This window comes from Streptomyces sp. NPDC040718 (genome assembly GCF_055593565.1).
The window spans coordinates 79,723-104,795 of sequence record NZ_JBVIXO010000018.1 but is presented as its reverse complement, the minus strand read 5'-3'; the positions used below and the strand labels follow the sequence as shown (position 1 = coordinate 104,795).

Annotated in this window: 24 protein-coding genes and 1 pseudogene; 7 read left to right on the top strand and 18 right to left on the bottom strand. The window is 74.1% G+C overall.

Features of this window, described 5'->3' with window-relative positions; translation table 11 throughout:
- Positions 1 to 20 precede the first annotated feature (20 nt).
- From ACZ597_RS31670 to ACZ597_RS31660, 3 genes are all read right to left on the bottom strand, one after another.
- Complete coding sequence (locus ACZ597_RS31670; protein WP_471337649.1) at positions 21 to 1,046, bottom strand: TolB family protein; 1,026 nt, start codon at positions 1,044 to 1,046, stop codon at positions 21 to 23.
- A gap of 91 nt (positions 1,047 to 1,137) precedes the next feature.
- On the bottom strand, positions 1,138 to 2,394 hold the full coding sequence (locus ACZ597_RS31665) for an MFS transporter (protein ID WP_471337642.1): 1,257 nt from the start codon (positions 2,392 to 2,394) through the stop codon (positions 1,138 to 1,140).
- Positions 2,395 to 2,396: 2 nt separating this feature from the next.
- A complete protein-coding gene (locus ACZ597_RS31660; protein WP_471337639.1) occupies positions 2,397 to 3,278 on the bottom strand; it encodes an alkaline phosphatase family protein in 882 nt (293 codons plus the stop codon).
- A 273-nt stretch (positions 3,279 to 3,551) separates the two neighbouring features.
- Here ACZ597_RS31660 and ACZ597_RS31655 point away from each other — a divergent pair, with 273 nt between their 5' ends.
- Positions 3,552 to 4,997: an alpha/beta hydrolase gene (locus ACZ597_RS31655; protein ID WP_471337635.1), complete on the top strand. Its 1,446-nt coding sequence runs from the start codon at positions 3,552 to 3,554 to the stop codon at positions 4,995 to 4,997.
- Here ACZ597_RS31655 and ACZ597_RS31650 read toward each other — a convergent pair.
- Positions 4,975 to 6,429 carry a carboxylesterase/lipase family protein gene (locus tag ACZ597_RS31650; protein WP_471337632.1) on the bottom strand — a complete coding sequence of 485 codons (1,455 nt, stop codon included), beginning with the start codon at positions 6,427 to 6,429 and terminating at the stop codon, positions 4,975 to 4,977. The two genes, ACZ597_RS31655 and ACZ597_RS31650, sit on opposite strands and share 23 nt — an antisense overlap.
- 278 nt (positions 6,430 to 6,707) lie before the next feature.
- On the opposite strand from ACZ597_RS31650, the gene ACZ597_RS31645 reads away from it, so the two are divergent.
- Complete coding sequence (locus tag ACZ597_RS31645) at positions 6,708 to 6,995, top strand: chaplin (RefSeq protein WP_471337629.1); 288 nt, start codon at positions 6,708 to 6,710, stop codon at positions 6,993 to 6,995.
- Between the two features lie 117 nt (positions 6,996 to 7,112).
- Here ACZ597_RS31645 and ACZ597_RS31640 read toward each other — a convergent pair whose 3' ends face one another.
- The 6 genes from ACZ597_RS31640 to ACZ597_RS31615 form a co-directional block, all read right to left on the bottom strand.
- The gene (locus ACZ597_RS31640; RefSeq protein ID WP_471337626.1) at positions 7,113 to 7,976 is read right to left on the bottom strand and encodes a tyrosinase family protein; all 864 of its coding nucleotides are present in this window, start codon (positions 7,974 to 7,976) and stop codon (positions 7,113 to 7,115) included.
- Positions 7,977 to 8,002: 26 nt separating this feature from the next.
- Positions 8,003 to 8,371 carry a tyrosinase family oxidase copper chaperone gene (locus tag ACZ597_RS31635; RefSeq protein WP_471337623.1) on the bottom strand — a complete coding sequence of 123 codons (369 nt, stop codon included), beginning with the start codon at positions 8,369 to 8,371 and terminating at the stop codon, positions 8,003 to 8,005.
- Between the two features lie 104 nt (positions 8,372 to 8,475).
- Positions 8,476 to 9,006, bottom strand: a complete 531-nt coding sequence (locus ACZ597_RS31630) for a GNAT family N-acetyltransferase (protein ID WP_471337620.1) — start codon at positions 9,004 to 9,006, stop codon at positions 8,476 to 8,478.
- A gap of 79 nt (positions 9,007 to 9,085) precedes the next feature.
- A complete protein-coding gene (locus ACZ597_RS31625; RefSeq protein ID WP_471337617.1) occupies positions 9,086 to 10,243 on the bottom strand; it encodes an acyl-CoA dehydrogenase family protein in 1,158 nt (385 codons plus the stop codon).
- A complete protein-coding gene (locus ACZ597_RS31620) occupies positions 10,240 to 11,430 on the bottom strand; it encodes an acyl-CoA dehydrogenase family protein (protein WP_471337614.1) in 1,191 nt (396 codons plus the stop codon). The genes ACZ597_RS31625 and ACZ597_RS31620 overlap by 4 nt, the downstream gene beginning before the upstream one ends.
- Positions 11,427 to 12,404, bottom strand: a complete 978-nt coding sequence (locus ACZ597_RS31615) for an NADPH:quinone oxidoreductase family protein (protein WP_471337611.1) — start codon at positions 12,402 to 12,404, stop codon at positions 11,427 to 11,429. Before ACZ597_RS31615 ends, ACZ597_RS31620 begins: the two co-directional genes overlap by 4 nt.
- 300 nt (positions 12,405 to 12,704) lie before the next feature.
- On the opposite strand from ACZ597_RS31615, the gene ACZ597_RS31610 reads away from it, so the two are divergent.
- The 3 genes from ACZ597_RS31610 to ACZ597_RS31600 all read left to right on the top strand — a co-directional run bounded on the left by ACZ597_RS31610 (position 12,705) and on the right by ACZ597_RS31600 (position 15,485).
- The gene (locus ACZ597_RS31610) at positions 12,705 to 13,838 is read left to right on the top strand and encodes a hypothetical protein (protein ID WP_471337607.1); all 1,134 of its coding nucleotides are present in this window, start codon (positions 12,705 to 12,707) and stop codon (positions 13,836 to 13,838) included.
- 77 nt (positions 13,839 to 13,915) lie between these two features.
- A complete protein-coding gene (locus ACZ597_RS31605; protein ID WP_471337603.1) occupies positions 13,916 to 14,815 on the top strand; it encodes an SDR family oxidoreductase in 900 nt (299 codons plus the stop codon).
- A gap of 34 nt (positions 14,816 to 14,849) precedes the next feature.
- Positions 14,850 to 15,485 carry an SMI1/KNR4 family protein gene (locus ACZ597_RS31600; RefSeq protein WP_471337599.1) on the top strand — a complete coding sequence of 212 codons (636 nt, stop codon included), beginning with the start codon at positions 14,850 to 14,852 and terminating at the stop codon, positions 15,483 to 15,485.
- On the opposite strand, the gene ACZ597_RS31595 is transcribed toward ACZ597_RS31600, so the two are convergent.
- The 6 genes from ACZ597_RS31595 to ACZ597_RS31570 form a co-directional block, all read right to left on the bottom strand.
- Positions 15,472 to 16,305 (bottom strand): enoyl-CoA hydratase/isomerase family protein, encoded by an 834-nt coding sequence (locus ACZ597_RS31595; protein WP_471337594.1) that lies wholly within the window; start codon positions 16,303 to 16,305, stop codon positions 15,472 to 15,474. The genes ACZ597_RS31600 and ACZ597_RS31595 overlap by 14 nt on opposite strands.
- Before the next feature lie 55 nt (positions 16,306 to 16,360).
- Entirely contained in the window at positions 16,361 to 17,125 is a 765-nt protein-coding gene (locus ACZ597_RS31590; RefSeq protein WP_471337591.1) for a PIG-L deacetylase family protein, read from the bottom strand.
- 25 nt (positions 17,126 to 17,150) lie between these two features.
- Positions 17,151 to 18,056, bottom strand: coding sequence for a hypothetical protein (locus tag ACZ597_RS31585; RefSeq protein ID WP_471337586.1), 906 nt, complete (start codon positions 18,054 to 18,056; stop codon positions 17,151 to 17,153).
- Between the two features lie 83 nt (positions 18,057 to 18,139).
- Positions 18,140 to 19,450, bottom strand: coding sequence for an alpha/beta fold hydrolase (locus ACZ597_RS31580; RefSeq protein WP_471337583.1), 1,311 nt, complete (start codon positions 19,448 to 19,450; stop codon positions 18,140 to 18,142).
- Positions 19,451 to 19,584: 134 nt separating this feature from the next.
- The gene (locus tag ACZ597_RS31575) at positions 19,585 to 20,670 is read right to left on the bottom strand and encodes an S-(hydroxymethyl)mycothiol dehydrogenase (RefSeq protein WP_471337579.1); all 1,086 of its coding nucleotides are present in this window, start codon (positions 20,668 to 20,670) and stop codon (positions 19,585 to 19,587) included.
- A gap of 94 nt (positions 20,671 to 20,764) precedes the next feature.
- Positions 20,765 to 21,721 carry a LysR family transcriptional regulator gene (locus tag ACZ597_RS31570; RefSeq protein WP_471337575.1) on the bottom strand — a complete coding sequence of 319 codons (957 nt, stop codon included), beginning with the start codon at positions 21,719 to 21,721 and terminating at the stop codon, positions 20,765 to 20,767.
- Positions 21,722 to 21,792: 71 nt separating this feature from the next.
- On the opposite strand from ACZ597_RS31570, the gene ACZ597_RS31565 reads away from it, so the two are divergent.
- Both ACZ597_RS31565 and ACZ597_RS31560 read left to right on the top strand, forming a co-directional pair.
- Complete coding sequence (locus ACZ597_RS31565; protein ID WP_471337571.1) at positions 21,793 to 22,722, top strand: dihydrodipicolinate synthase family protein; 930 nt, start codon at positions 21,793 to 21,795, stop codon at positions 22,720 to 22,722.
- 401 nt (positions 22,723 to 23,123) lie between these two features.
- On the top strand, positions 23,124 to 23,900 hold the full coding sequence (locus ACZ597_RS31560) for a transglycosylase SLT domain-containing protein (protein WP_471337566.1): 777 nt from the start codon (positions 23,124 to 23,126) through the stop codon (positions 23,898 to 23,900).
- A gap of 37 nt (positions 23,901 to 23,937) precedes the next feature.
- Here ACZ597_RS31560 and ACZ597_RS31555 read toward each other — a convergent pair.
- Positions 23,938 to 24,042 (bottom strand): annotated as a pseudogene (locus ACZ597_RS31555) (DNA-binding response regulator); the annotation flags it as partial.
- Between the two features lie 99 nt (positions 24,043 to 24,141).
- A complete protein-coding gene (locus ACZ597_RS31550) occupies positions 24,142 to 25,041 on the bottom strand; it encodes a squalene/phytoene synthase family protein (protein ID WP_471337562.1) in 900 nt (299 codons plus the stop codon).
- Between the last annotated feature and the right edge of the window lie 32 nt (positions 25,042 to 25,073).

The window sequence follows — 25,073 nt, the reverse complement described above, 5'->3', positions numbered from 1 at the left end:
CCGCGCCCCTCCCCCGGTGTTCAGCCGAGGAAGGCCGGGGCGAGGGCCGAGGCCGTCAGCCGGGCGGGGGCTCCGCCGCCGTCGGCCGGCAGGGTGTACAGGTCGGCTCCGAAGTCGCCCGGCAGGGAGTAGACGAGCGTCCGGTCGTCACGCCACACCACCTGGTCGTCCACACTGCGCTCCTCCGCGAGCGGGGTCTCCCGCATGGAGGCCAGGTCCAGTACGTACAGCCGCCAGGGCGCCTCGGCGGGCAGGCCGGCCACCCGCTTCTTGAACACCAGCCGCGTCCCGTCGGGGGACAGCGAGGGGCACTCCAGGTTCTCCCGGAGCGTGGTGACCGTGCGCGCGGCCAGGTCGCCGCGGACCAGGTAGGTCCTGCCGCCGGTCGCGAGGGTCGCGTAGAAGGCCTTCTCGTCGGCGGTGAAGGTCACCCCCCAGAAGTTCACGTCGGCGCTGCGGTACTCCTTGCCGTCCTTGAGGACCGTGAAGTCCTCCAGGGAGGCGTCGAGCTTCCCGGTGCGCAGGTCGAGCAGGGAGGTGCGGGTGGAGAAGTCCGTGCCGGCGTACGAGTCCCCGCCGACGAAGACGGTCCAGGCGGCGAGGTGCCCGCCGGGCGAGACCCGGGCGCGGGTGGGGATCCCGGCGAGCGGGTGGGCCGAGACCTCCTTCAGGCCGGCGTCGAGGACCACGGCCCGGTAGCTCTCCTGCACCCCGCCCTTGTCGGCCTGGAGGCAGATCCCGGTGCCTGCCGCGGCGTGGAAGCGCAGGCAGCTGACTCCGGAGGCGGTACGGGGACCCTCGGGCGCCCCGGCCGGGACGGTGGCGAGCTCGTCGCGGTGCGGGCCCCAGGCCATGTTCCGGAAGACGATCCGGGCGCCGGCGCCCGGGGCCAGCGAGACCTCGCCCCGGGTGACCTGCGGCCCTCCGGCTCGGGCCTGGTCCTTCTCGGCGGCGCGCGAGGAGGCCCGCACGACGGCGAACACCCCGACTCCGGCGAGCAGCAGGACGGCGGTGACCAGGATCAGGATCCGGCGCTGGAGGGTCATGGGGGCCTTTCGGGGAGGGGGATCAGGCCTATGGGGTCCGCGAAGTGGCACCGTCCGTCCGGCGGGACAGGCGCCACTTCGCGGACACCCCCTAGGGGGTGTCGGCGGGCCGCAGCCACAGGCATCCGGCGAGGGCCGCGGCGAGCAGGACTGCGGCCGCGGCGAGTGCGGGCCGGGCGCCCCAGAGGGTCCAGGCGGCGCCGAAGCCGAGGGAGGCGGCGAACCGGGCGAGGGCCTGGCCGGTCTGGACGAGGGCGAGCCCGGCGCCGTGGTGCTCCTCGGGGACGGCTCCGGCGGCCTCGGCCATGAGCACGCCGTCGGTGGCGGCGTAGAAGGCGCCGTGCAGCAGGAGCACCGCGTACGGCAGCACCGGGTGGTGCGCGCCGGTGAGGAGCAGGGCGTACACGGCGAGCAGCGCGAGGTGGCCGCCGAGGAAGGCGGCCCGGCGGCCGACCCGGTCGGCGAGCCGGCCCAGCGGCAGGGCCAGCAGGAAGAAGGCGGCGGCGGTGCCCAGCGGGAGCAGCGCGAACCAGCGGTCGGCGATTCCGGTGGCCCGCTGGAGCAGTAGGAAGACGAAGGCGTCGCTGACGGTGCACAGGCCCAGCAGCAGGGCGCAGAGGGCGGTCCGGCGCAGGTCGCGGCGGCGCAGCAGGCCCAGGGCGCCGCGTAGGGACACGGGGGCTGCCGCGGCCGCGGGGGCGGTGCGGCGGCCGGGTACGAAGAGCACGAGGACCAGGACGCCGAGCGCTGCCACGCAGGCGCTGACGGTGAAGACGGCGTCGTAGCCGTCGGCGGCGCCGCGCAGGATCAGGAAGGCGAGGATCGGCCCGATCAGCGCGCCGGCGGTGTCCATGGCCCGGTGGACTCCGAAGGCCCGGCCGCGTGCGGCGGGGTCGGTGGCCAGGGAGATCAGCGCGTCGCGGGGGGCGGTGCGCAGTCCCTTGCCGGTGCGGTCGAGGGCGAGGACGGCGCCGATGGCGGGCAGGGTGTGGGCGAGCAGCAGCAGCGGCTTGCACAGGGCGGAGAGGCCGTAGCCGATTCCGGCGAGGGCCTTGTGGCGGCCGAGGCGGTCGCCGAGGTGGCCGCCGGTGAGCCGGACCAGGGCGCTGACGCCGTTGTAGAGGCCGTCGAGCAGGCCGAAGCCGAGGGGGCTGAGGCCGAGTCCGGCGACGAGGTAGAGCGGGAGCACGGCCGTGACCATCTCGGAGGAGACGTCGGTGATCAGGGAGACCGTGCCGAGGGCGAGGACCGTGGGGGCGAGGGCGGCGCGCCGCCCCGGGCTGGTGCCCGGGGCGGCGGCCTGCGGCCCGGCCGGCGCGGGGGTGCCGCGGCTGTCCGAGACGTACATGGTCAGGAGGCCCAGATCCCCGTGATGTCCTTGGCGGTGGCGGCGTTCCCGGCGTGGGTGGTCAGCCCGGCCAGGCCCTCCAGGGTGCGCAGCACGTCGTAGTGGTTGTAGGTGGTGGAGGAGGTGGAGCCGGGGGTGACGGGCTGGCCGTAGAGCACGGTCGGGATCTTGTTGCCGGCGAGCCGGTTGTCCTCGTCGAAGGTGACGACGAGGAGGCTGTTGTGGGTCTTGGCCCAGTCCGCGTAGGCCTTGAGCTTGTTCTTGAGCCAGGTGTCGCCGGTGCCGACGGAGCAGTCGTGCATGTCGTTGCACAGGTCGGGGACGACGAAGGACACCTTGGGCAGGGTGGTGAAGTCGGTGGGGAACTGCGCCATCGTCTTCGCCGTGCTCGTGGGCACGTTGGAGAAGGCGAACCAGGGGTTGTGCTTGCGGGCGTACTTGCCGCTGGAGCAGGTGGTGGAGCCCTGGCTGGGGAGACCCTCGTTGTAGCTGGCCCAGCTCTTGCCGGCGGCTATCAGCTCGGAGGCGAGGTTGGGGGCGGAGCTGAAGCCGGGGGTGTAGCAGCTGTCGCCGGTGACGCCCTGGTGGGAACCGGAGAACAGCTGGAGGTAGTTGGGCTGGCTGGGGTGGGTGATGCCGTAGGAGCTGGTGAGGTTGGCGCCCCCGGCCTTCAGGGAGTTGATGTAGGGGGCGCTGGAGCTGCCGATGACCTGGTTGTAGGCGTGGTTCTCGAAGACCACGACGACGGTGTGGTCGGGGGCGGGGAGGCCCGCCGCGTGCGCGGGGGGTGCGGCACCGATTCCGGCCCAGAGGGCGGCTCCGGCGGCGGTGGCGCCGAAGGCGGTGGCGAGGGCGGTCTTGCGGCGAGGCCGTGAAATGGTCATGCCAAACACGGGGACATACCTCCGGGCGTGGGGATGGCGCGGGGATGTGGGGCGGCGGCGCGGACGCACCATACCCACCGGCATGTGCATGAGCCAGGGATGCTTGGATAACGGGAAGGGAACACCGGGGGCACCGTGGGTGACGGGTAATGACCTTCCCCGCGGAAACCCAAGAGAAGTAAAAATGAGGAACCCAGCAGGGCTTTCGCTCATCATTCGAACGGAAGCAGACCATCCCCAAACGGGGCAGCAACAGCCGGAGAGCCACCGCACATGTCGTACGAACCCGACGGCCAGGACCAGCCGCCGTACCGGCCGCAAGGGCAGCAGCCCGGCCGGCAGCAAGGCCGACAGCAGGGCCCGCCGCAGTACGCGCCCCAGGGCGGCGGGCCCCAGCCGCCGCAAGGCCGCGCCCCGCAGGGAGCCGGACCCTACGGCGGGCCGCCGCAGGGCCGGCCGCAGCCGCCCCGCCCGCCGCAGGACCAGTACCGCCCCGGCGGCTACGACGAGCCCACGCAGGCGCAGCCCCGCTACGAGCGCCCGGACTACGAGCCGCCCCGCTTCGAGCAGCAGCGTCCCGGGCAGGGGTACCAGCCGGGCCCCGGGCAGCCCCCGTACGAGCAGCCGCAGTACGGCTACTCGGAGCCGCCCTACGGCGAGGAGCCGCGCCGCAAGTCCAAGGTGAAGCGCTGGATCGTCGCGGGCGTCGCGGTCCTGGCCCTCGGCGGCATCGCGGCGGGCACGATGGCCTACTTCGAGATACCCCCCTTCACCGACAAGGGCAAGGACGTCTCCTTCGGCGGTTCCGCCGGCGACAAGAACGGCGGGGCGGCCAAGCAGGCGCCGAACTCGAAGATGTCGATGCCCACCGGGCCGAAGACCGACTTCAAGAACACCTCGACCCTGAGCGACGGCACGCAGATCGGCGTCGCCACCATCACCGGCAAGAAGTCCGGCTTCTCGGGCAAGGTCTGGGTGTGGGCGCCCAAGGAGTACAACGACCCGAAGTTCGCCAAGAGCGGCTTCCCGGTCATGATCGCCCTGCCCGGCGGCGCCGGCTACCCGAACAACTACTGGATGGGCACCGACCTGGGCCTCCAGACGAGCATCAGCAAGTGGTACCACGAGGGCAAGGGCAAGCCCTTCATCCTCGCCATGCCGGTGCTCAACCCGGGACCGGACGACAAGGGCGTCTACTGGGACGGCTCCGACATCCCCGGCCAGCCCAAGATGGGCACCTGGCTGACCGAGGACGTCCCGGACCTGATGCGGGAGAACTTCCGCACCGTCAAGTCCCGTGACGGCTGGGCCTTCATGGGCTCCTCCACCGGCGGCTTCGCCGGCCTGAAGGCCGTGCTGAAGCACCCCGACAAGTTCAAGGCCGTGATCGCCTCCGGCCCGGACATCGTCCCGGACTCCTCCCTGTGGAAGGGCTACGACAAGGAGAAGGCCGAGAACAACCCGGAGCTCCTCGCCAAGCAGCTCATCGACAAGAAGGGCCCGGACGTCTACCTGGCCTTCCAGGTCGGCGACAACGAGAGCAACAAGAAGACGCTGCCGGACGTGCAGAAGTTCGTCCAGACGTACACCAAGGGCCCGATCCACACCAGCCTGAGGGTGATCCCGGGCGGCCAGCACAACGCCAAGACCTACGTGCCGAACATGGGCCTGGGTCCGATGGAGTTCATCAGCAAGGTCATGGAAGGACCAGTGGAGTAACGGCCTCCGCGCCCCGTACTGCCTCCGGCTCCGGCCCGTCGAAGAACTTCGGCGGGCCGTTGCCGTCCCAGGGCGCCCAGCCGGGATCCCCGGTGGCGGCGAAGCGGACCCACGCCCCGTGCATCTCGTCGGCCAGCGCCTGCGGGGCGTCCGGCCCGGCCAGCCACGTGGACTCCGGGACGCCGAGGGTGTCGAAGACGAACCCCAGCTCCAGGGCGTGGCAGGCGCCCAGGCCCGGTACGCCGCTGGGCCAGCGGAACTCGTAGAGGTGGCTGGGGGCCGGCCGCGGGGCGCCGGCGATCCTGCGCAGCGGGTCGCGCAGCAGCCGGTCGGTGATCAGGTGCCCGGCGAGGTCGGCCGGGGACGCCCCCGGCAGCGCGGCCCGCAGCGCCCGTACGGCCGCCCGGTCCTTGCCGCCGCGCAGCCGGCCCAGCGCCACCGCCGCCGGCCCGAGCCGGTCGAGCAGCCGCCCGCCGCCGGTCGGCGCGAGCCACAGCCGGTGCTCCTCGGCGGTCCAGCCCAGCAGCAGCGGCACCTTCGAGGCGGTGGCCGCCTCCAGCGGGTCGGCGGGCAGCGAGTCCGGGTCGGTGACCAGCCCGAAGGCGGGACCGCCGAGCACCGGGGAGGAGCGCCGCAGCACGGCCCCCTGGGCGGTGAGCAGCGCGGGCAGGCCCACCCCCGCGAAGGCCCGGGCGGTGGCGGGCACCTTGAGGAGGGAGGCCATCCGCCGCACCATGGTCCGCACCCCGTCGCGCGGCAGCGCCTCGGGGGCGCCGCTCTGCAGGACGGCCCGGGCGAAGAGGCCCTCGGCGCGGGGCGCGCCGAGCAGGGCGCCGACGCTGATGGCCCCGGCGGACTCGCCGAAGAGGGTGACCCGGGCGGGGTCGCCGCCGAAGGCCGCGATGTTGTCCCGGACCCATTCGAGGGCGGCGATCTGGTCGAGCAGGCCCCGGTTGGCGGGCGCGTCCGGGAACAGTCCGTAACCGAGGACGCCGAGCCGGAAGTTGACCGAGACGAGCACGATCCCGTCGCGGGCGAACGCCGACCCGTCGTAGACGGGCACGGCCGAGGAGCCCCGGGTGTGGGCGCCGCCGTGCAGCCACACCATCACGGGCAGGCCGGCGCCGGGAGACGGGTCCGGGGTCCAGACGTTCAGGTTCAGGCAGTTCGCGCCGGGGACCTTCGGGTCGGGCAGCAGGGCGGCGAAGGCCGGCGGGTAGGGAACCTTGGGCGCGGTGGGCCCGAAGTCCCCGGCGTCGCGTACTCCGTCCCAGGCCGCCGGGGGCCGCGGGGCGTCGAACCGGCGGGCGCCCACCGGCGCGGCGGCGTAGGGGATCCCCCGGAAGACGGCGGTGCCGTCACCCGCCCAGCGGCCCTCCACGATGCCGTGTCCGGTACCGGCCCGGGGCCGCCCGCCGCCCGCTGCGCTCATCCGTGCTCTCCTCACCGGGGTGTCCTCCGGGGCACCGTCGCACAGGCGTCCACGGCCTGACAAGGCACGATCGGGTCGCGCGGAACGGATCGCGCCGGGCCGGGAGTGTCGCTTGTGCGGCCGGGAAACGGTCACTCGGGTGCGGTCGCACTCCGGCTCTGTCCGTTTTCGTGTCACCCGGTAGCCGAACGGGCCGTGACCACTCGGCTCCCGCCGCGTTGTACGCCATGTCACGCGCCGCAGGGATGCGGCGCCCCACATCTCATGAGGAGATCTTGATGTCGCGTATCGCGAAGGCATTCGCCATCACCGCTGTGGCGGGCACCGCCGTGGCCGCGGGTGCGGGTCTGGCTGTCGCCGATGCCGGAGCGCACGGTGCGGCGGTCGGCTCCCCCGGTGTCGGGTCCGGCAACGTGGTGCAGGTCCCGGTCCACATCCCGGTCAACGTCTGCGGCAACACCGTCAACGTGATCGCCCTGCTGAACCCGGCCTTCGGCAACACCTGCGTCAACGCCTCCGGTGGCGGCGACAACCACCACACCGAGGGCGGCAGCTACGGCGAGTGATCGTCTCGCCCGCCTGACCGGCTGAAGGGCCCCCGCCGTACGCGTACGGCGGGGGCCCTTTCCGTGTCTCCGCGCGGCTGCGGAGCCGCGGCCCCCGGTGGTACGCGGGGCCGCCGGTCACTCGTAGCGGTAGACGCCCCGGTGTCCCAGCATCTCGCGCGGGGTGAGGTCCCACGGGGGCATCGGCTCGTCGAGGGAGATGACCCGGCCGCGCTGGAGGTCGCCCAGTTCGAGGGGGGCGGCCGGCAGGTAGCCGGAGCCGGGGTGGCGCTGCTGCCAGCGGTCCCAGAGCAGGTCCACGAAGGCGTGGTGCAGCCAGAAGGCCGGGTCGTTGGGGGCGGTGCCCCCGGTCATGTGGCCGCCGATCCACTGGTGGACCTTGTTGTGGTTGCGCCAGCGCTCGCTCCTGGGCGCCGCCCAGCCCTCCAGCTTGTTGCGGAAGCCGCCCTCGCGGGCGGTGGAGTCCCAGGGCGCGGAGTCGTAGACGGGGTCGTCGATGGCCCACTGGACTTCGGCGGCGGTCGGCAGGGCGATCGGGCTGGCCGGCCGGCCGAGGTTGCGGGTGAGGAAGCGGGCCTCGCTGACCCCGACCGTGACCGTCCAGTTGCCCCGCTCGTAGGCGAAGGGGCCCGTGGTCACCTGGCGGTCGCCCTCCCGGCCGGTGCCGCCGAGGAAGTCCTCGGCCCAGAGGGAGGAGACGGGGCTGTTGTCGGTGGTCCAGTCCCAGTACGGGATGGAGACCTGCGGGTCGACGGCCCTGAGCCGCTTCTCGAACTCCAGCAGGTAGCACCGGTGCCAGGGGAAGAACGACGGCGACATGTGCCCGACGCGCAGCTTTCGGTCCCGGTCGGGCACGAAGTAGGTGCCGTGGGTGCGGACGAACTGGTCGTAGGTGCCGTTGCGCTTGAGTTCCAGCAGGGCGGCCGTGAACCGCTTCTTCTGGGCGCTGGTCAGGTTCTTCTGGTTCTGCCGGGTGTACAACGCGGGGCTCCTCCCGTTCCCGTCCGTCAGCCGTGGTGCGGGGCCGCGAAGGCCAGTTGGTTCGTGCCGAGTTCGTCGACGGCGGCGCGGGCCAGCTCCAGCGGGGTCTCGTAGGACTGGAAGTGGTTGACCCCGCTGAGGTAGCTCCCGTCGGCACGGCGCATGACGTGCAGGGGCCGGCCGTCGATGCGGACCTGCGCCGAGGCCGGGTCGACGCTGATGTGGCGGCCGCGGTACGTCTCCTCGGCGAGCGGGGCCGGGGTGAGGGTCTGGCGGGGGCCGCGGGCGCGCAGTACGGGCGCCAGGGCCGCGGCCACGCCGCCCGCCACGGCCGCGCCGAAGGCCGTACGCAGGACCGCGCGGCGGGTCGGTGGTCCGGCGGCTGCTGCGTACATACGGTCTCCCTCGCTCGGCGGTCGGCGTTCACCTGTCCAACGAGGAGCGGCCGTGCGAGGTCACTTGTCAGCCGGTGGGCCCGGGGTGCCCGGTGCGGCCGGCCTCAGGGGTGCTCCGGGTGCTTGTGGAAGAGGGTGGTGGGGCGCAGCACGCCGGCCGGGTCGGTGGCGTAGTCGGGGATGGTGCCCGCCTCGGTCCATCCTGCGGAGCGGTAGACGTGCTCGGCGCCGCTGCCGGTCTCGGTGTCGAGGAAGAGCAGGACGATCCCGGCGAGGGCGGCTTCCCGTTCGGCTTCGGCCAGCAGCGCGCGGGCGGTGCCGCGGCCCCGGGCGGCGGGGTGGACCATGAGCTTGCGCAGCTCGGCGCGGTGGCGCCCGTTGGGCTTGGACTCCCGGTACCAGCTGACGGTGCCCTCCAGGCGGCCGTCGGTGCCGCGGGCGGCCCAGAGCGCGAGGGAGCCCTCCTCGACGGCGGGCCCCAGGCTGTCCCACCAGGCGGCTGCGTCCTCGTGGTCCAGGCCGGCGAGGAAGCCGAGGGAGGCCCCGCCGTCGACGATGTCGACGAGCAGGGAGGCGAGTTCGCCTCGGTGGGCGGCGAGGGCGGTGCCGGTGAGCCGGGTGATCGTGGTCGTCATGCGGTGAGGATAGGGACCGGCCTGCGGCGCGCGGGCGCCGGGGCGGGGGCTCCGCGTGGAGCGGGCCCCCGCCGCCGGGTCAGGGCGCCGGGAGTTCCGCGAAGTCGGCCACCAGGCCGCGGTGGTGGCCGGCGGTGCCCAGGGCGAGGGAGTCGGCCTTGGCGCGCTTGAGGTAGAGGTGGGCGGGGTGTTCCCAGGTCATGCCGATGCCGCCGTGGAGCTGGACGCACTCCTCGGCCGCGCGGACGGCGACCCCGGAGCAGTACGCCTGGGCGACGGCGACCGTGAGCGGGGTGTCCGGGGCGCCGGTGGCGAGGGCGTCGGCGGCGGCGCGGGCGGCCGCCCGGGCGGAGGCCACGTCCAGCCACAGCCGCGCGAGGCGGTGCTTGAGTGCCTGGAAGGAGCCGACGGGGCGGTTGAACTGGTGGCGGCCCCGTACGTGGGCGACGGTCTCGGCCAGGCACCATTCGGCGAGCCCGAGCTGTTCCGAGGCCAGCAGTCCTGCGCCGGACAGCAGGGCTCCGGCGACGGCGGCCCGGGCGCTGGCGGGGTCCGCGAGGCGGGTGGCGGCGGCGCCGTCGAGGGTGACGTCGGCGAGCGGCCGGGTCAGGTCCAGGGGGACCCGGGGGGTGAGGGCGGCGCGGTCCGCGGGGACGGCGTACAGCCCGGTGCCGGCGAGGACGAGCAGGACGTCCGCGGCCACCGCGTCCGCGACCGAGGTGACGGTGCCGCTGAGGACCCCGCCGCCGCTGTCGTGGACCGGTACCGGCAGGGGCGCGCCGGGGGCGAGGGTGAGGGGGAGGGCGGGGACGCAGACCACCCGGCCGGCCGCGGCCTCCCCGATCAGGGCGGCGGCTTCGGCGTTGTCGCAGGCGACTGCGAGCAGGATCTCGGTCGCGAGGACGGAGCCCGTGAGGTACGGCACGGGTGCGACGGCCCGGCCCAGTTCCTCCAGGACGACGGCGGCCTCGCGGTGGCTCGCGCCCGCCCCGCCGAGCTTCTCGGGGACGAGGAGCCCGGCGGCGCCGATCCCGGCGGCGAGGGTGTGCCAGAGCGCGGGGTCGTGGGGGCGGCCGGTCTCGGCGCGGGCGAGAACGCCGGCGGGCGCGCAGCGGTCGGCGAGCAGGGCGCGTACGGCGGCGCGCAGTTCCTCCTCGGTCTGCGAGTAGAGCAGGTCGTAGGGGGCGCTGGGGGCCCCCGGCGCGGGCTGCGGCGCCGGTGCGGGCTGCGTCGTCATCGGGAGAGGTCCTTCCAGGCGGTGTCCTTGTCGTCGCGCGGTTCGGCGGGCAGGCCGAGGACGCGTTCGGCGACGATGTTGAGGAGGATCTCGCTGGTGCCGCCCTCGATGCTGTTGCCCTTGGCGCGCAGGTAGCGGTAGCCGGCGTCGCGGCCGGTGAAGTCGACGATCTCGGGGCGGCGCATGGTCCAGTCCTCGTACAGGAGGCCCTCCTCGCCGAGGAGTTCCACCTCCAGGCCGCTGATCTCCTGGTTGAGGCGGGCGAAGGTGAGCTTCATGCCGCTGCCCTCGGGGCCGGGCCGGCCCGCGGCGAGCTGCTGGCGCAGCCGTTCGCCGGTGAGCCGGGCGACCTCCGACTCCACCCACAGTTCGAGCAGCCGCTGGTGCAGGGCGTGGGTGCGCAGGGCGGGGCGTTCGCGCCAGGCGGCGGCGACGGGGGCGATCATGCCGCCCTCGCGCGGGATCCGCATGCCGCCGATGGCGACGCGCTCGTTCATCAGGGTGGTGCGGGCGACGTCCCAGCCCTGGCCGACGGCACCGAGGCGGTGGGTGTCGGGAATGCGGACGCCGGTGAGGAAGACCTCGTTGAACTCGGCCTCGCCGGTGATCTGGCGCAGCGGGCGGACCTCGACGCCGGGGGCGTGCATGTCGCACAGGAAGTAGGTGATGCCCCGGTGCTTGGGGAGGTCGGGATCGGTGCGGGCGAGGAGGATGGCCCAGCGGGCGGTGTGGGCGCTGGAGGTCCACACCTTCTGGCCGTCGACGACCCATTCGCCGGCCGCTCCGTCGAGGACGGCTCGGGTGCCGAGGGCGGCGAGGTCGGAGCCGGCTCCGGGTTCGCTGAAGAGCTGGCACCAGACCTCCTCCCCCAGCCAGAGGGGGCGCAGGAAGCGGGCCTTCTGCTCCTCGGTGCCGTAGGCGAGGATCGTGGGCGCGGCCATGCCGAGGCCGATGCCGATCCGGCGCGGGTCGTTGTCGGGGGCTCCGGCGGCCTCCAGTTCGGCGTCCACGACGGCCTGGAGGGTGCGGGGCGCGCCCAGGCCGCCGAGTCCGTCGGGGTAGTGCACCCAGGCGAGTCCGGCGTCGAAGCGGGCGCGCAGGAAGTCGGCGGGGGCGGTGGCGGCGGGCGGGTGGGCGGCGAGGAGGGCGCGGGTGCGGGCGAGGAGTTCCTCGGCGTCGGCGGTCATCGGGCGGCTCCCGCGTGCTGGGACGGTACGACGACCAGGCGGCCGGTGGTGGTGCCGTCGGCGAGGCGCTGGACGGCGTCGGCGGCCCCGGCGAGCGGGACGCGTTCGCTGACGAGGGGGCTGATCGCGCCGTCGGCGGCGAGGCGGGTGAGTTCGGTGTGGCAGGCGAGGACGGCGGCGGGGTCCTTGGCCGCGTACAGGCCCCAGTGCAGGCCGAGTACGGCGTAGTTCTTGACCAGGGCGTGGTTGAGGGCGGGGGCGGGGACGGTGCCGCCAGCGAAGCCGACGACGACGATGCGGCCCTCGAAGGCCGCGCACTTGGCGGAGGCGGTGTAGGCGTCGCCGCCGACGGGGTCGTAGACGACGTCGGCGCCGTGTCCGCCGGTGAACTCCTTGACGCGGGTGACGATGTCCTCGGCGGTGCGGTCGATGACGAGGTCGCAGCCGAGTTCCCCGGCGGTGCGGGCCTTGGCCTTGCCGCCGACGACCCCGATGACGGTGGCTCCGGCGGCCTTGCCGAGCTGGACGGCGGCGCTGCCGACCCCGCCGGCGGCGGCGTGCACGAGGAGGGTCTCGCCGCGCTGGAGGCGGGCCCTGCGGTGGAGGCCGAACCAGCCGGTCTGGTAGCCGATGTGGAGGGCGGCGGCCTCGGCGTCGTCCAGGGTGTCGGGGGCGGGGAGCAGGGCCCGGGCGGGGGCGGTGACGTACTCGGCGAATCCGCCGTGGGGCAGGCTCGGGTTGGCGATGACGCGCCGGCCGTCCTCGGTCAGGCCGCAGACCTCGACGCCCGGGGTGAAGGGCAGGGGCGGGCGGATCTGGTACTGGCCGCGGACAAGGAGCGCGTCGGGGAAGTTGACGTTCGCCGCGAGCACGCGGAGTTTCACCTCGCCCTCGCCGGGCACCGGTTCGGGGACCTCTTCGAGGCGCATGGCCTCGCGGGGTTCGCCGGTCGTGTGTACTCGCCATGCCTGCATCCGGGGCCTCCAGCCGCCGTCGAGGGACCACGCTCGGCGGCATACTAAGCGGTCGCTTGCCCCCTTGGGAACCCCGGTCCGCGCCATCGCCGCCCGGCGGGCCCCCGCCCCGCCCCGGGCCCGACCACCCCCTCCGGAAATCGGACGAACGAACGACGGATGAACACCAGCGCCTGGAGATAGCATCAACGGGCCGCATGCGCACGGCATATGACGCACCAGGGGATTCCGCGCGCCCGGAGCCGACCGGTCCGGGCGCGCGGCTGCGCCACGAGCACACACCTCAGGGGGAACCGAACGATGTACAGCACACGCACCCGCACGAACACACGCCGCGCCGGCTCGGCGGCCGCCGCCGCCCTCGTCCTGGCCGGGATCGTCACCGCCGCCGGACCGGCAGCGGCCGCCACCGCCTGCACGCCCCGGATCCGGGTCCTCGGCTCCATCGGCTCCGGCGGCTACAGCGTGGGCTACGAGCAGACCGAGGGGGTCCTCGCCCTCGGCTCGGGCACCCTGTCCGCCGGCCTCTCCGGCGGCAAGCCCGTCTACTGGACCGGCACCCGGCTCCACAAGGTCCCGATGCCCGACGCGAACCTCTCGGGCGCGGTGCTCGCCGTGAACAAGGGCGGCCTGATGGTGGGCGCCGCCTACGGCGCCGACGGCTACCTCTTCACCTACCGGGCGGGCGACGCCGCGGTCACCCGGCTGCCGGGGAGCGACTCGCTGTCCGACGACGCCGACGTCAACGACGCCGGCTACGTCGTCTCGCGCACCCGGCCGGGCCAGGGCACCGTGTGGAAGGACGGCCGGAAGGTCCGCGACCTGGCCGTGCCGGCGGACGCCGCACCCGGCACCCGGGTCGAGCTGGTCACCGGCATCAACAACAAGGGCGACGTCATCGGCACGGCGCGCGAGGACTACGAGGTCCCGGAGACCGGCGCGCACCTGGAAGGGAGCTACCCGGTCCTCTGGCCCGCCGACGGCGGACCGGCCAAGGCCCTGTCCCGCACGTCCAACGACAGCTGGGTACAGGACATCGACGAGAGCGGCCGCGTGGTCGGCTACGACTGGAACGGCATGGGCTACCAGTTCCTGCCGGTGACCTGGACCCCGCCGTACTCCGGGCCCGTCGGCGCCCCCGGGGCGCTGAAGACCCACCCGTACGGCACCTTCGAGGCGATCAGCCCGACGGGCAACGTGTCCGTCGGCACCGCCAAGTTCCACCCGGACATCCAGACCCTCCCCGACCAGGCGCAGCTGTGGACGGGTACCGGGCCGGTCCTCGCCCTGCCGCGGCTCGCCGCGAACCAGGCGAGCGCCGCCTCGTCGGTCGCGGACGACGGCCGGGTCGGCGGCGCGGCCGTCAACGCGGGCGGCACGCTGAAGCCGGTGATCTGGACCTGCGCGACGAAGCAGGCGTACCAGCCGAAGTAGCGGCCGGAGCAGGGCCGGGCGCAGCGGCCGCCGTCACGGGCATGGCGATCTGCGCGGCGGCGCGCTATCGATGCCCCATGACGGACGAGATCAGGCGCGGCCTGCCCGCGCCCCCTCCGCTAGGCGCCGCCGCCCTGCCCCCCGGCACGTACGCCGGGCAGGTGGTCCTCGTGACCGGCGGCGGCACCGGGCTGGGCAAGGCCATCGCCGCCGAGTTCGCCAGGCTCGGCGCGGACCTGCTGATCGCGGGGCGCCGCGCCGGGCAGCTGGAGGCGGCGCGCGAGGAGCTGGCGGCCGTACCCGGCGCGGGCCGGGTGGCGGCCGCGGTCTGCGACATCCGGGACCCCGAGCGGGTCGCGGCGGTCTTCGACGCCGCCGGGGCCGCGCTGGGACTGCCGGACGTACTGGTCAACAACGCCGCGGCGAACTTCCCCAGCCCGGCCGAGGACCTGTCCCCCAATGCCTGGCGGGCGGTGGTCGACACCACCCTGACCGGGACCTGGTTCATGACCCGCGAGTTCGGCCGGCGCCACCTCGCCGCCGGCACCCCGGGGGCGATCGTCAGCGTCGGCGCCTCGTACGCGTGGACCGGCGGCCCCGGCTTCGCCCACAGCGCCGCCGCCAAGGCCGGGGTGAAGAACCTGGTGGAGACCCTCGCCGTGGAGTGGGGGCCGTACGGGATCCGCGTCAACGGCCTGGTGCCCGGGCTGTTCCCGCACGCCGACATGACCGAGGACATCCGGGGCGGGCTGGAGCTCGCCGCCCCGGACTCCAAGGACGGCCGGCAGCCCGCCCTGCGGGTGGGCGCCCCGCGCGAACTGGGCTGGGCCGCCACCTTCCTGGCCTCGCCGTACGCCCGCTTCGTCACCGGCCACACCCTGGTGGTCGACGGGGCGAACTGGCAGCGCCGGGCCCTGGTCCAGCCGGAGGTGGTACCGGTGCGCGAGCAGCTGGGGCGGGGGCCGTTCCACCCGTGAGGCGCTGTCAGTGCCGTGCGCCACCATCGGGTTCATGAAGACCGACGACTGGGCACCCTTCCTCCGCACCTGGAGCGCCGAGCGGGAGACGGCCGTGCGCGCCGGGACCCCCTCGGAGCCGCCCCTGGGCCGGCTGGGCTTCGACCCCGCCCCGCCGGAGCGGATAGCTGCGCTCGAAGCCAGGCTGGGGGTCCCGCTGCCGCCCTCGTACCGCTCCTTCCTGGAGGTCACCGACGGCTGGCGGTGGGCCGGGGAGTTCGTGGAGCTGCTCGCCCCGGCGGCGCGGGTGGGGCCGCTGCGGGAGCTGACGGACTACCTGTTCGAGATGCTCAGCGAGTGGGAGCAGGAGGACCTCGACGCCGAGGACGAAGACGACGATGGGGACGAGGGCGACGAGGACTTCGGCGGGGAGGACGACGGGGAGCCGTACGAGTCCGCGCGGTGGGGCCGGGCCGTCCAGATCTCCCTGGAGGGGGACCAGACCTGGCTGATCCTCGACCCCGGTGACGTCAACGCCGACGGCGAGTGGGCGGCGTACCGGTTCTCCAGCTGGAGCGGGTGCGGTCCGGAGCGGCACGAGTCCTTCGCCGACCTGATGTACGCCGAGTACCTCGGCTTCCGCGCCCTGCGTGAGCTCGACGGCGAGCTCGCGGTGCTCAGGCTCCCCTGAAGCGCGGGGGCCGGCGGGCGGCCTTGGCTCCGTAGCCTTCCGCGGCGTCCTCGGAGGTGAGGGTGAGGGCCGCCGTCATGGCGGCCCGGTCCAGGGCGGCGGGCAGGGCGGCATCGGCGTAGGCGTCGATCGAGCGCTTGACGCCCTGCACGGCGAGGGGGGCGTTCGCCGCGATCTCGGCGGTCAGGGCGCGGGCCTCGGCGTCCAGGCCGGCCCGGGGGACGACCAGTTGGACCAGGCCCAGGCGCTCGGCCGTGGCCGCGTCGATCCTGCGGCCGGTCAGGGCGAGGAACTTGGCCCAGCCCGCGCCGGCCTCCCTGGCGATGCGCAGGTCGCCGCCGGCGTCCACCGCCACGCCGAGCTGGGCTTCGGGGAGGGCGAAGACGGCGTCTTCCGCGGCGATCCGGATGTCGGCCATGAGGGCCAGCTCGAAGCCGAAGCCCAGGCAGTAGCCCTGGACGGCGGCGACGACCGGCTGCGGCAGGCGGGCGAGGACGGAGAAGCGCTCGTGGACCCAGCGGATGCCCTCGTAGTAGTTCCGGGTCCGTTCGGCGGCGGAGTCGCCCGTGATGGCGCCGCCGGGCGCGGTCACGTCGATGCCGGCGCAGAAGGCCCTGCCCTGGGCGCGCAGCAGGACCGCGCGCACTTCCGGGTCGAAGCGGATCCGGTCTGCGAGCAGGCCCAGCTGGCGGGTGGACTCCCAGCTCCAGCCGTTGAGCTTGTCGGGGCGGCAGAGGGTGAGGAGCGCGATGCCGTCCTCGACGTCCAGCCGGATGCGCTCCGCGCCCTCGTCCACCTCCCTGCCGAGCGTGTCGATCACCGTGTACCGCACCCCCGAAGTCAGCTGACGGAGCGTCAGCTTAGAGGGGGTGCGTTCAGCGGGGGAAGACCTCGAACGGCACCGCCGGACGGCCGCCGAAGCGGGCAGCGGTCTGCTGGACGTTGCCGGTGAGGAAGGTCCGTACGTACTCCTCGGGATCCTGGTCGGTCAGCGCGGAGATGTACGCCTTGTGCTCCAGCAGGGACCGGATCGCGCGCTCCAGGCCGGGGCCGGCGTCGACCGCGTGGGTGGGCGTGGACGTGTTCGCCACCGCCACCCAGCGCACCCCGTCCCAGGGCTCCAGGCCCTGCTCGGAGACGAGTTCGGGGAAGATCCACCGGTTGCCCGCGTCGGCGGCGGCGTCCAGCACGGCCCGGCCGACGGCCTTGTGGTCCGGGGTGTTCCAGTACCCGCCGCCGCCCGCCCCGCCCCAGGTGTCACGGTGGTTGAGGGTGACCACCAGCTCGGGGCGGTGCCGCCGGATGGCCGCCGCGATGTCCCGGCGCAGGCCGAGCCCGTACTCGACGACCCCGTCGCGGTGGTCGAGGAACTCCACCGTGGACACCCCGACGACCGCGGCGCTCGCGCGCTGCTCGGCCTCGCGCAGCGGGCCGCACTCGTCCGGATGGACCCCGTCGATCCCCGCCTCGCCGCGGGTGGCGAGCAGGTAGGCGACCTCGCGGCCGCCGTCCGTCCACTCGGCGATGGCGGCGGCGCAGCCGTACTCCAGGTCGTCGGGGTGCGCGACCACCGCGAGGGCGCGCCGCCAGTCGGCGGGCATCGGCTGCAAGGGCGGCTGCTGCTCAGCTTGTTCGGTCATACGCCGCACAATAGGCGACGTTCCCCTACTGGGCCTGCACGGAGAAGGTCGTCGCGTTGTTGCTCTTGATCGGATCGTTCGGGTAGTCGAGCGAGACGTGGATGACGCCGGAGCCCGGCCCCGCGACCTTGGCCAGCACCGGGATCTGGCCGCTCTCACCGGACTTGAGCGTACCGCCGGTGCACTGGTATCCGCCCGTGGCCCCACCGCCGGCCCCGAGGGCGGTGCACGTGAACCCGCTGAAGGTGCCGGAGTCGGGCGGCCGGCGGATGCTCAGCGAACCCGAGGTCTGCACCTGCAGCACCAGGCCGCTCGCAGTCACCCGGCCCTCGTTCGTGTACTGCACCCAGTAGTTGCGGGTGCCGCCGACGGGGGCGACGGCGTCCCCCGTGACGCCCCGCAGGGAGACGTCCGCGCTGAAGGCGCCGCCGTCGGTGATGACGGGCTCGCCCTCTTCGGCTTCACCGCTGGTCCCCGATTCGGTGCCCGTGCCCGGCCGGCCACCCACACAGATGGTGTTGGAAGGGGCCGTGTGCTCGGTGTACCGGTCGCCGACCCGGATGGCGCTCTTGACCTGAGCGCAGTAGGCGACGTCCGGCCGGATCTTGGCGTTGACGGTACGGGTGACCACCTTGCCGGTGCCGGGCACGCCCGGCGCCTGGAGCATGACGGAAACAGCCGGGTTGTCACGCTCTCTGACCATGACGAACACGACGCCGTCGACGCCCTCTCCGTCACTGTTGGGTTTGACGTTGTCACGGAAGGTCACGATGGCGTCCGGCGGGGACAGGGTGAGGCCCAACAGCGTGGGAGGGTCGTAGCCGACGGCGGCCTGCCCCGGCGCCGAGAGCGCGGCCGCGAGTACGCAGGCCAGCCCCGTACCGCAGGAGATCCGCATGATGCGGCGTCCGACACCGTGCGCGGATGTCATGGAAGCTCACCGCCTCGTGTGCCCGGCACAGGTTGTGTTCCGCTCCCATTCTCCGCCCGCCGGAACCGGCGGGCAAAGGGGACCTAGACCTCGTCGCGGACCAGGGACAGCAGCCGGTCCAGGACGCGGGGGCCGCCCGCGCGGACGCCGTCGTGTTCGAACTCGTCCGTCACCCAGGTGCGCAGGCCTCGGATCGCCCCGGCCGTGGCCAGGGAGTGGGCGGTGTCCACGTACATGTCGTCGTGGTAGACCGCGGCCGCCACCGGGACCTCGTTCGCGGCGAGCCGGGCCGGGTCGTAGAGGGGACCCCACCCGGTGCGGTCCGCCAGGAGGCCGGCGGTCTCGCGGAGGGGGGCGAGGGCCGGGTCGCTGGTGAAGTGCCAGGGGTGGATGGTCTCCCCGGTGAAGAGCACGGGGTCCTCACCCGCGAGGGCCTTCGCGGCGTCGAAGCGGGGGTGGGAGGCACGGACCCGTTCGGCGGCCCAGGCGGTGGGGGCCGCCGGGTCCTGGGCGTAGATCGCTTCGTGGAGCAGGGCGTAGAGGGGGTGGCCCGCGAAGGAGAGGTGGGTGTGGACGGCGTGCAGGAAGGCGTCCGAGAGGGCGGGCCCCGCCGGGGTGGTGACGAAGGCGTCCTCCAGCAGGTAGTGCAGCTGGTGGCTGCCGTCGCCGGCGCCGAGGACCAGGCCGAGGGACTGGAAGGCCTCGACGGTGAGCAGGTAGCCGCCGGGGAGTTCGGCGGGGCGCTCCGCGAGGTGGGCGGCGATGCGGCGGGCGCGCTCGACGTCCATGGGGTAGCGGGCGTAGTGGGCCAGGTTCTTGCGCTCGACGCGGGGGTACGCGGCCTCGTACACCTCGGTCGCGGTGGCGTCGAGGGAGGGCAGCCCGCCGGTGATCAGGGCGGCGGTCAGTCCCTCGGGCGCGGTGGAGAGGTAGTGGGTGGCGCAGAACCCGCCGAAGCTCTGGCCGAGGACGGTCCAGGGGGCGCCGCCGGTCAGGGCGGGGCGGATGGCCTCGGCGTCGCGCACGATGGAGTCGGAGCGGAAGAGGGCGAGGTGGGCGGCCTGCTCGGCGGGGGTGCCCCGCGCGGGGAGGGTCTGCCGGTTGACGGGGGTGGAGCGGCCGGTGCCGCGCTGGTCCAGCAGCAGCACCCGGTAGTCGGCGAGGGCCCGTTCCAGCCAGGCCTCGCGTCCGGTGAACCGCCGCGCCCCGAAGCCGGGGCCGCCCTCCAGGTACAGCAGCCAGGGCAGCCGCTCGGGGTCCTTGTCGTTCGCGACCACCTCGCGGGCGTACAGCTCGATGCGCTCCCCGTCGGGGCGGTCGTGGTCGAGCGGCACGGCGAAGTGGTGGTCGGTCAGGACGACACCGGGCTGGCGGTAGCTGCGCGGGAGGGTCACGGACGGCCCCTGGGGTGTGGGTGCGGATCCCCTCCCCCGCGCCTTCGCCGGATCGCGGCGGGGCCCGGGCCGGGGCTGACGTCCCGGCCGAGTCTATGCGGCGGGGCCCCTGGCCGGGGCCCCGCCGCAGCGGATCAGAAGCCGACCACGGAGCGGAGCACCTCGCCGCGCTCCATGCGGGCGAAGGCGTCCTCGACCCCGTCGAGCGGGATGGTCTCGGAGACGAAGGCGTCGAGGTCGAGCCGGCCCTGGAGGTAGAGGTCGATCAGCAGCGGGAAGTCGCGCTCGGGCAGGCAGTCCCCGTACCAGGACGACTTGAGCGCGCCGCCGCGCCCGAAGACGTCCAGCAGCGGGAGTTCGAGCTGCATCTCGGGCGTCGGTACGCCGACCAGGACCACGGTGCCGGCCAGGTCGCGGGCGTAGAAGGCCTGCCGGTAGGTCTCGGGGCGGCCGACGGCCTCGATGACCACGTCCGCGCCGTTCCCGCCGGTCAGCTCCTGGATCGTCTTGACCACGTCCTCCGTGCGTCCGTTGACGGTGTGGGTGGCGCCGAGGCCGCGCGCCCACTCCAGCTTCCGCTCGTCCAGGTCCACGGCGATGATCCGCGAGGCGCCGGCCAGCCGGGCGCCGGCGACGGCCGCGTTGCCGACTCCCCCGCAGCCGATGACCGCGACCGAGTCGCCGCGCCCGACGTTGCCGGTGTTCAGGGCCGCGCCGAGGCCCGCCATCACGCCGCAGCCGAGCAGGCCGGCGGCGGCCGGGGAGGCGGCGGGGTCCACCTTGGTGCACTGTCCGGCGGCCACGAGGGTCTTCTCGGCGAAGGCGCCGATGCCCAGGGCCGGGGAGAGCGGGGTGCCGTCCTCCAGGGTCATGGGCTGCGTGGCGTTGTGGGTGTTGAAGCAGTACCAGGGGCGGCCGCGCTTGCAGGCCCGGCAGGTTCCGCACACCGCGCGCCAGTTGAGGACGACGAAGTCGCCGGGGGCGACGGAGGTGACGTCGGGGCCGACGGACTCGACGATCCCGGCGGCCTCGTGGCCGAGGAGGAAGGGGAACTCGTCGTTGATGCCGCCCTCGCGGTAGTGCAGGTCGGTATGACAGACCCCGCAGGCCTGGACCTTGACGAGTGCTTCGCCGGGCCCCGGGTCGGGCACGAGGATCGTGGTCGTCTCCACCGGTGCGCCCTTGCTCCGCGCGATGACCCCTCGTACGCGATGTGTCACGTCGTACCCCGTTCTGTTCGTATCGGCCGGATCGGTCTGGATCATCGAACGTACACGGGCACGGCCCTCCAAGGGAGTTGTACCGACCCCCGCGTCACCCACCGTGTCCGGTTCCCGCCAGGTGCGGCGGTACGGACGCGTGCAGTGCCGCGGCGAAGGCGGCCACGGCGGGGTGTTCGGCGGCGCCGCTGCGGAAGGCGACCTTGGTGCGGCGTTCCATGTGCAGGCGGGTGAGGGCGATGCCGGGGTCCGGGGGGCCGGTCACTCCGAGCTGGGGGACGACGGCCACTCCCTGCCCGGCCGCGACCAGCGCGAGGACGGTGTCGAACTCGTCGACCTGGTGCCGGATCCGCGGGGTGAACCCGGCCGCCTGGCAGGCCCGGACGGTCATGGCGTGGCAGAGGGTGCCGGGCGTGGCGGTGATCCACGGCTCGTCCTGACGGGTACGCAGGACCGCGCCCTGGTCGGAGCCGGCGCCCGGGGGAAGACCGGCCGGAGCGGCGGCGGGCCGCGGTCCTCCGGCCGGGGCGGCCAGGTACATCGCCTCCCCGTACAGCGGCCGGGTGGCCAGCCCCGGCTCGGACGGCGCGGGGACGAAGTCGTACTCGTGGACCAGCGCCACGTCCAGGTCCCCGGCCCGCAGCGCGTGCGCGACCGCCGCCGGGTCGGTCTCGCGGACCCGCGGCTCCAGCCCCGGATGGCGCCGGGCCAGGTGGAGCAGGGCCGCCGGGACGATGGCCCGGGTGGCGGTGGGGAAGGAGCCGACGCGCAGGACGCCGGCGAGGCCGCTGCGGGCCTCCGCGAGGTCGGCGTCGGCCTGCTCCAGCCGTTCCAGGACGGCCTCGGCGTGACGTACGAGGTTCTGGGCGGCGGGGGTGAGGCGGACGCGGCGGCCGGTGCGTTCCAGCAGGGGCAGGCCGGCCTCGCGTTCGAGGACGGCGAGCTGCTGTGAGACGGCGGAGGGGCTGAAGGCGAGGGCCTCGGCCACGGCGGCGATGGTGCCCCGGCGGGCGAGTTCCCTCAGGAGGCGCAGGCGGCGGACGTCGAGCATCGGCTCAGCTTACGGGTCGAGTAAGAAATGCGAACTGGATTCGGCGCTCGGTACGGGCGAAGCTCTTCTGCATGCGACAGGAAACGGAATGCACCGAACAAACCTCTGATAACGCCCATCTCGCCTTCGAAGGCATCCACGTCCCGCTCATCACCCCCTTCACGCGCGGCGGGGAGCTCGCCACCGAGGCGCTGGAGGCCCTCGCCCACGAGGTGCTCGACGCGGGGGCCGCCGGGATCGTGGCACTCGGCACGACGGGCGAGACGGCCGCCCTCGATGAGGCGGAGCGCGATCTGGTCACCGGGATCTGCGCCCGGGTCTGCGGGGAGCGGGGGGTGCCGCTGACGGTGGGGGCGGGGGCGAGCGGGACCCGGGCCAGCGAGGTGGCGCTGGCCCGGTTGTCGCGGTGGCCCGAGGCCCGGGCGGCGCTGGTGACCGTCCCGTCGTTCGTACGGCCCTCGGCGGCGGGGGTGCTGGCGCACTTCACGCGGCTGGCGGAGGTGAGCCCGCTGCCGCTGATCGTCTATCACATCCCGTACCGGACGGGGCAGCCGCTGGACGCGGACGCATTGCGGGCGCTGGGTTCTCTGGCCGGGGTGGTCGGGGTGAAGTACGCGGCGGGCGGGATCGACGCGGAGACGGTGGCACTGCTGGGCCGGCTGCCCGACCGCTTCTCGGTCCTGGCCGGGGACGACGCGTACGCGTCCCCGATGCTGGCGCTCGGCGCCCCGGGCGCGGTACTGGCCTCGGCCCATCTGGCGACGGAGCGGTTCGTGGAGCTCGCGGCGGCCTGGCGGGCCGGCGACGTCGGGCGCGCCCGGGGGCTGGGGCACGGGCTGGCGCGGGTGTCGGCGGCGGCCTTCTCGGAACCGAACCCGGCGGTGGTCAAGGGCGTGCTGCACGCGCAGGGCCGGATCCCCACCCCGGACGTACGGCTTCCCCTGCTGCCCGCGTCCGCGCGAGCCGTGGACGCCACCCTGGAGGCCCTGGCCGCTCTCTGAGGACCCCGGAGCCGGCACACGAGTGCCCGGAATGCCCGGCTTAACAGTTTTCGCCGCTCTCATGCGGGTCGCCCGAATCGGCAGCATCGGGCCGCCAATTGACCGTATTGCGCGAGGCGGCCCCAAACCTGCCGGACCCGTGATGTGAGTCACGCGGGCCCGAACAACATCAATTCACCCGGAACGGCCGGCTCCCTTTCCCTGGAAAGGAAATCGGCCTTTTCGTGATCCCTATTTCATGGTCATTTACCGGACACCGCCCGAGAAGTCGATCTACCGGTGGAATTCGTGTCTTGTTCCCGCGCCGCGCGCTCGCCTACGGTCACCTCACTCCCCGCGGCCGACTGCCGAATCCGGCCGCCGCCGGGGCTCTCCCGTACCCCCACGTGAGGAACAGCGCCATGCCCCGACAGGGAAAGCACCGTCGGCCGAAGCACCACTGGATCGCCCGGAAGCTGGCGGTCGCCGGCACGGGTGGAGCGGCCCTCGCCCTCCCCCTGATCAGCGCCACGACGGCCGGGGCGGCCGGCACGCAGCCGGCCCCCGCCTCGCTCGTCAAGGCGGCCACGGAGAAGGCCGCCGCGCAGAAGCCGGCCGTGCAGAAGTCCGCCGCGGAAAAGGCGACCGTGGAAAAGGCGGCGGCAGCCCTCACCTATTCCGTGGTCGGCGGCGACACCCTTTCGAAGATCGCGGCCCAGCATTCCGTGAACGGCGGCTGGCAGGCGCTCTACGAGGCCAACCGCGGCATCATCGGCTCCGACCCCTCCGTCATCCGCCCCGGCCTCAGACTGAGCATCGGCGCGGCGGCGCGGGCGGCGGCCGCGAAGCCCGCCGCCAAACCGGCCGCCCCCGCCTACGGGAACAACCTCGACGGCTGGATCCGGCAGTCGCTGGACATCATGGCCCAGCACGGAATTCCCGGCAGCTACAACGGGATCCACCGCAATGTGATGCGGGAGTCCTCGGGCAATCCCCTCGCCATCAACAACTGGGACTCCAACGCCGCGGCCGGCATCCCCTCCAAGGGCCTGCTCCAGGTCATCGACCCGACCTTCCGCGCCTACCACGTGCCCGGCACGTCCCTGGACTCCTACGACCCGGTCGCGAACATCACGGCGGCCTGCAACTACGCCGCCGCCCGCTACGGCTCGATCGACAACGTCAACGGCCCCTACTAGGCGCCCGGTCGGCGGGGCGTCACAGCCAGCCCACGCCGGCCCCGGCCTCCATGGCCCGGCGCAGGTAGCCGGGCCGGCCGAAGGTGGTCAGGACCAGCACCCGGCAGCCGGGGAGCCGCGTGCGCAGCCCGGCGGCGGCGGTGACGGCGAACAGCACCGGGGCGAGCCTGCGTCCCCGTACCACCGCGCCCGCGGCGAGACACCGGCAGATCCGGCCGTACCGTCATCGGCAGTACGGATGTCACCGGTTCCGGAGCGCGCGGACCAGGGTGCCCACGGGGGCGGCCAGGCCGTAGCCGACGTCCTTGCGCAGGGCGCCGGTGCCGGCCTTCTCCACCGCGGCCAGCTGGTGTCCCATCAGCTCCGTCATGGCGGCGACCACCGGGCGCAGGCCCGGCTCGGTGAGGTCGAGGACGCCCCCGGCCGCGGCGAGGGCGGTGCGCGCCCGGGCGGACTCGGCGGCGAGGAGGGCGCGTACCGCCGGGGTGTCGCGGGCCTGTTCCAGGTCGGCGCGGGTCACGGAGTGCTCGGCGAGGCGGGAGCGCGGGATGCAGAGCCGGCCCTCGGCGAGGTCGCCGGCCAGGTCGGCGAGGAAGTCGACCCGCTGGGCGGCGTCCACGAAGGCGCGCCAGCCCGCGGCCTGGTCGGTGTCGGGCCCGCCCTGGTACTGGAGTCCGGTGAAGACCATGATGCCGGGCCAGGCGTAGGCGTCGAGGTAGGCCTGGAAGTCCTCCTCGGCGGCGAAGCCGTCGAAGCCCGCCTCGGCGGTGGCCGCGCCGTCGAGGAAGCGGGTGATCCAGCCGGCCGGCAGGCCCCTGGTGCGGACGGCGTGGGCGTAGGCGCGCAGCAGCGGGTCGGGGCTGTCGCCGGTCGACAGGGCCGACTCGACGCGGCCCGCCAGTGCGGCGAGTCCGGCGGCCCGCACGCTCGGGGTGCCGGTCTCGGCGACGTCGTCGACCAGGTTCATGAAGGCCAGGCCCGCCGAGAGCCAGGGCACCAGGGGCGGTGCGGCCAGCAGCCGCAGGGTGAGGTACGGGGCCGGTTCGCGGCGCAGCACCCGGCGGGCGGCGTGGGTGTGGTCGGCCCGCAGCCGGGGGTCGGTTATCCCGGCCTTGGTGAGGGTGGTGCGCCAGCTGGGCATGGTGGGCCGTGCTCCTTGGGCCGTGGCTGCCG

Bases quoted from the DNA above. Each gene is read 5' to 3' on its own strand.
- ACZ597_RS31645 (WP_471337629.1), top strand. From the start codon at position 6,708: ATGTCGCGTATCGCGAAGGCATTCGCCATCACCGCTGTGGCGGGCACC.
- ACZ597_RS31665 (WP_471337642.1), bottom strand. From the start codon at position 2,394: ATGTACGTCTCGGACAGCCGCGGCACCCCCGCGCCGGCCGGGCCGCAG.
- ACZ597_RS31550 (WP_471337562.1), bottom strand. From the start codon at position 25,041: ATGCCCAGCTGGCGCACCACCCTCACCAAGGCCGGGATAACCGACCCC.
- ACZ597_RS31630 (WP_471337620.1), bottom strand. From the start codon at position 9,006: ATGACGACCACGATCACCCGGCTCACCGGCACCGCCCTCGCCGCCCAC.
- ACZ597_RS31605 (WP_471337603.1), top strand. From the start codon at position 13,916: ATGACGGACGAGATCAGGCGCGGCCTGCCCGCGCCCCCTCCGCTAGGC.
- ACZ597_RS31570 (WP_471337575.1), bottom strand. From the start codon at position 21,721: ATGCTCGACGTCCGCCGCCTGCGCCTCCTGAGGGAACTCGCCCGCCGG.
- ACZ597_RS31625 (WP_471337617.1), bottom strand. From the start codon at position 10,243: ATGACGACGCAGCCCGCACCGGCGCCGCAGCCCGCGCCGGGGGCCCCC.
- ACZ597_RS31590 (WP_471337591.1), bottom strand. From the start codon at position 17,125: ATGACCGAACAAGCTGAGCAGCAGCCGCCCTTGCAGCCGATGCCCGCC.
- ACZ597_RS31655 (WP_471337635.1), top strand. From the start codon at position 3,552: ATGTCGTACGAACCCGACGGCCAGGACCAGCCGCCGTACCGGCCGCAA.
- ACZ597_RS31610 (WP_471337607.1), top strand. From the start codon at position 12,705: ATGTACAGCACACGCACCCGCACGAACACACGCCGCGCCGGCTCGGCG.
- ACZ597_RS31585 (WP_471337586.1), bottom strand. From the start codon at position 18,056: ATGACATCCGCGCACGGTGTCGGACGCCGCATCATGCGGATCTCCTGC.
- ACZ597_RS31620 (WP_471337614.1), bottom strand. From the start codon at position 11,430: ATGACCGCCGACGCCGAGGAACTCCTCGCCCGCACCCGCGCCCTCCTC.
- ACZ597_RS31635 (WP_471337623.1), bottom strand. From the start codon at position 8,371: ATGTACGCAGCAGCCGCCGGACCACCGACCCGCCGCGCGGTCCTGCGT.
- ACZ597_RS31600 (WP_471337599.1), top strand. From the start codon at position 14,850: ATGAAGACCGACGACTGGGCACCCTTCCTCCGCACCTGGAGCGCCGAG.
- ACZ597_RS31565 (WP_471337571.1), top strand. From the start codon at position 21,793: ATGCGACAGGAAACGGAATGCACCGAACAAACCTCTGATAACGCCCAT.
- ACZ597_RS31615 (WP_471337611.1), bottom strand. From the start codon at position 12,404: ATGCAGGCATGGCGAGTACACACGACCGGCGAACCCCGCGAGGCCATG.
- ACZ597_RS31560 (WP_471337566.1), top strand. From the start codon at position 23,124: ATGCCCCGACAGGGAAAGCACCGTCGGCCGAAGCACCACTGGATCGCC.
- ACZ597_RS31650 (WP_471337632.1), bottom strand. From the start codon at position 6,429: ATGAGCGCAGCGGGCGGCGGGCGGCCCCGGGCCGGTACCGGACACGGC.
- ACZ597_RS31660 (WP_471337639.1), bottom strand. From the start codon at position 3,278: ATGACCATTTCACGGCCTCGCCGCAAGACCGCCCTCGCCACCGCCTTC.
- ACZ597_RS31670 (WP_471337649.1), bottom strand. From the start codon at position 1,046: ATGACCCTCCAGCGCCGGATCCTGATCCTGGTCACCGCCGTCCTGCTG.